We start from the raw sequence: 2424 nt of genomic DNA, 5'->3' as shown, positions 1-2424 counted from the left end.
TCAGCGCGGGTGATCAGCATCGGCAGCGGGCGCCAGCTATCGCCGGGGTGCGGACCCACCGCCAGCACCGCATCGACCGCGCCGGTTTCAAGCAGCCGCGCCCCAATGCGGGTGGTGATGCCGGTCCATTGCGCGCCCTTTGCAGGCGTTTTCAACGACGCGGTGACCATGCGCAAATGCGGCCCGAAGAACAGCTCGTCCGGTCTGGCAGCATCGCGCGCGCGGCCATGCACTGCGGCTTCAAGCGCGGGATAATCGGGCGCGATGAACTGGCACGCGCTGCCGCAGCGGCCCGGATCAGCAGTGCGCGAAATGCCGCAATCGGTGCACAGCTTGCGCGGCACGGCGGGGGCAAAATCAGCGATTGAGGCAGGATGTAACGGGTTGGCGCGTGATGACATTCGGGCTCCACAAGCGGCCTCGACATCGGCCTGCAGCGGCACGCTAGCGCATCAGGCCATCGCCCGCAAACAGCCCGGTTTATTGCTCATCATTTGCAAACGTCTGACAACTTCCCACGCGGTTAATTTGTCGCTAGGCTGCTCGCTATCATGCGGAGGGCAGAAGACATGCAGTGGACCAGCACCGAGCGGCAGGGATGTGTCGTCGCGAGTCCAGATGGGCGGGTCGATGAAGCCACCGCAGAGGCTTTTGCCGAACATCTTACAAGCAGTGTCGCGCTGGCGCAGGCATCGCCCAACGCCAAGCTGGTCGTCGATCTGGCGGACCTGGACTATATGTCGTCGCGCGGTCTGCGCGCGATCACACTTGCCAAGCGTCAGGCGGATGCTGTGGGAGTAACGATGTCTCTGGCGCGGCCCAATGCAGTTATGCGCGAAATTCTGGCGATCAGCCGTTACGACAAGCTTTTCGTAGTAACCGACAGCATCGACGAGGCGCTTTAACGCCACGCAAATCTTTGGGGGGAAGTGCGGATGCTGGTACGATTTTGGGGGACACGCGGGTCACTGCCCGTGGCGCAGACTGCGGCGATTGTGCAGGACAAGATCGCGAGCGCGCTGCTCGCCGCATCGGGCCGCAGCTTTGCCGATTTTGAAGAGGCACGCGAATTCGCCCGCGATTCGCTCGATTTCGCAATCGGCGGCAGCTATGGCGGCGCGACGACCTGTGTCGAGATCGAGGCGCGCGGCGCCAAGCAGGTGGATGACGCGTTCATCGTCTGCGACATGGGCAGCGGCCTGCGCAGCTTTGGGCTTGATGCAATGCGCCGCTGCGCCGCTGGCCATGCCCGGGTCTATCACTTTTTCATGTCGCACCTGCATTGGGACCATATCATGGGATTCCCCTTCTTCGTGCCCGCCTTTGATCCGAATGCGCATATCATCATCCATTCTGGTCATGCCGATGCCGAGACCGCGCTGCGCCGCCAGCAGGAGGAAATCTCGTTCCCGGTCGCGTTTGACTGGCTGCGCGCCAAAATCGAGTTCGTCACGCTTGAGACCGATACCGCTTATGACATCGGCGGGGTGCAGGTGGAGCTGATGGAACAGCACCATTCGCACAGCAGCTTTGGCTATCGCTTCACCGATGCCGACGGCAAGGTCACGGTGTTCAGCACCGACAGCGAACACAAGATGGAAACGATGGCGGGCGAGGCCGACGTCGAGCATTTCTTCCGCGAGGCTGATCTGGTGATTTGTGATACGATGTATTCGCTCGCCGACAGCGTTTCGATGAAGGAGGATTGGGGCCATTCCAGCAACATCGTCGCCATTGACCTGTGCCATGCGGCCAAGGCCAAGCAGCTGGCGCTGTTCCACCATGAACCAACCTATTCGGATGCCGACATCGCGCGGATGCATGCCGAGAGCATCCGTTATGCCGAGCTGACCCGCGAGAATGTGACGCTCGACGTCCTGTGCGCTTACGACGGTCTGGAAGTCGTGCTGTAATGCTGCGCGCGGCCCGTCCCGGCAAGACGCTGTGGCGCGCCGGGCTTGTCGGGCTGGTGCTGGCTGCGCTGCTCAGCCTTGCAATGGCGGGCCGCGCGCAAAACATCGTGTTTGATGGATGGCAACGATTGTTCCCGCGCGATCTTGCGCAAAGCGATGTACGGGTCATCGCGATTGGCGATGAAAGCCTCACTGAAATTGGTAGCTGGCCGTGGCCGCGCAGCGTGCTCGCGCTGCTGACCAAGCGGTTGTCGCAGGCCAGCGCCATCGGCTATGATGTGCTGTTCGTTGAACCGGATGCAGTAAGCCCGACACGTTTTGCGCGGCTTTACCCTAATGATGACCCGGCGATCCGTGCATGGATCGATAGTCTTGACGCCCAGGACAACACGTTTGCCGAGGCGATTGCGCAGGCCCCCGTTGTGCTGGGACGCGCGGGCGTGTCGCTTGGCGGCGCCGACCCGGCGGACCTCACGCAATGGGCGACGGTGACCGGCACCCCGCCGCCGGG

The 2424-nt window shown here is 62.4% G+C and carries 4 protein-coding genes; 3 read left to right on the top strand and 1 reads right to left on the bottom strand.

Going from position 1 to position 2424, the window contains the following annotated elements:
• Nucleotides 1–401 (bottom strand): coenzyme F420 hydrogenase/dehydrogenase beta subunit N-terminal domain-containing protein (locus tag ACEW8G_RS09525; RefSeq protein ID WP_373488190.1); only part of this gene is annotated, 401 nt, incomplete at its 3' end.
• A gap of 168 nt (nucleotides 402–569) precedes the next feature.
• Here ACEW8G_RS09525 and ACEW8G_RS09520 point away from each other — a divergent pair.
• From ACEW8G_RS09520 to ACEW8G_RS09510, 3 genes are all read left to right on the top strand, one after another.
• The gene (locus ACEW8G_RS09520) at nucleotides 570–905 is read left to right on the top strand and encodes an STAS domain-containing protein (protein WP_373488189.1); all 336 of its coding nucleotides are present in this window, start codon (nucleotides 570–572) and stop codon (nucleotides 903–905) included.
• Between the two features lie 30 nt (nucleotides 906–935).
• A complete protein-coding gene (locus tag ACEW8G_RS09515; RefSeq protein WP_373488188.1) occupies nucleotides 936–1913 on the top strand; it encodes an MBL fold metallo-hydrolase in 978 nt (325 codons plus the stop codon).
• The coding region (locus tag ACEW8G_RS09510) for a CHASE2 domain-containing protein (RefSeq protein ID WP_373488187.1) at nucleotides 1913–2424 on the top strand (512 nt) is incomplete at its 3' end. The genes ACEW8G_RS09515 and ACEW8G_RS09510, both read left to right, overlap by 1 nt.

It is taken from the genome of Blastomonas sp. (assembly GCF_041747255.1).
Taxonomy (GTDB): Bacteria; Pseudomonadota; Alphaproteobacteria; order Sphingomonadales; family Sphingomonadaceae; genus Blastomonas.
This window is presented reverse-complemented; position numbering and strand designations above follow the sequence as displayed.

Coding starts and splice junctions, on each gene's coding strand:
- ACEW8G_RS09520 (WP_373488189.1), top strand. CDS start 570: ATGCAGTGGACCAGCACCGAGCGGCAGGGATGTGTCGTCGCGAGTCCA.
- ACEW8G_RS09515 (WP_373488188.1), top strand. CDS start 936: ATGCTGGTACGATTTTGGGGGACACGCGGGTCACTGCCCGTGGCGCAG.